At 33.9% G+C, this 1,330-nt stretch carries 1 protein-coding gene and 1 pseudogene; both read right to left on the reverse strand.

The window, feature by feature from the left end:
- A pseudogene (locus F6K40_RS40235) lies at positions 1–361 on the reverse strand (Hsp70 family protein); the annotation flags it as partial.
- Between the two features lie 17 nt (positions 362–378).
- Positions 379–1,330 (reverse strand): hypothetical protein (locus tag F6K40_RS40240; RefSeq protein ID WP_293145950.1); only part of this gene is annotated, 952 nt, incomplete at its 5' end.

A 1,330-nucleotide genomic window follows, 5' to 3' on the forward strand; every position in this document is an offset into this window, starting at 1 on the left:
TTTCAGCTATCAAGTCAATAACATAGATTTTTTCTCTGTTACTTTCATTAATGACATAAGGTCCATTGTCATCTTTTTTGCCAGAATGTAACTCCATTTTAAAATTACGCGCAAAGTAATAATCTTTAGCAGTTCCCTTAGCGCGAAGTTCAGCCAGTTTTTTCATTGCTGTGTAGCCCCAAGCTTCTACTTCTCCTGTAGGGGAAACCAATAGATGGGTTGCCGTTTTAGGAAAATTTATCGGGCTATCAGGCCACAAGTCTCGAAATACAGAATAGTCCGATTCTTTAAATTTATAAGCAAAGCCAGAACGAGATGTTCCAAAGTCAATTGCCACGACTACTTCAAATGATTTGTCCATCTGATTTACCTAATTTATCAAAATAAAGTTGGTCCGTTCTTATCTACTCTAATACAGCCCTTAATCTTCAGTTTTCGCCAAGTATCTAGTAAAGTTTCTGCTGGAACCACATAATTTTCTCTTCCAAATGATAGAATAAATCGGTTTAGTTTGTCTAAATATTCGTCATCTCCTGAGACTAAAAAATATTTCATTACTTCTAAATTACCAACTTGATCTAAAGATATCCCACGCATTAATAACCAAGATTCTACAGATTTTTCTATCCGCTCTTTCGCCCAATTGTTATCTAGATACATTAAACTACTAGCCAAATCTATCAGCATTTCTGGCTCCCAAGCCGACTCTTCTTTCCATAATTGCTGATGTAAAGATTGATAAAAATCAACAAGAGACTCAATAATTTTTTCTCGATATTCTGAGGGAATTTCCTCTAAAAGTTCGGGTAAAAATTCTGGAAGTAAAGGAGGTTTACGTTCTTGAGGTGGAACATCTAAGAGAAAATATTCATCGGCGGTTCTACCTATCAATAGACAAATTTGAATAGCAGTCAGACGAGAAAAAGTTTCTTTATCTGAATCAAGAACCATATAGTTACGATTAGGTAAATTGTTTGGCTCTTCTCCTCTTTCTAACATTCGATTTTCTCGTTCTATCAATTCTAAATCTGCCAAAAATTTATTAACTACTTCTCCACCCCAATCACCATCAAACTCTTCTGTTGTTCCTTTTTCGATTTTTTCCTTATTTCGTTGTGCTTCCCATTTTAATAATCTTTCTTTAGCAGCAAAAAATAATAATTCTAGCCAAGATAAAGGTTCTTCTTTCGGCAAAGAATCAATATAAGGTTCCTGAAAATTTTGACTCCAATAACTATATTCAAGATGATAGTAAGTTCTTTCCACTAATGTATTGATAACTAACATTGGTTTACTTTTTAAACCACTAAAAATAGTTTTAAAAGCTCCC

Source organism: Okeania sp. SIO3I5 (assembly GCF_010672085.1).
GTDB lineage: Bacteria > Cyanobacteriota > Cyanobacteriia > Cyanobacteriales > Microcoleaceae > Trichodesmium.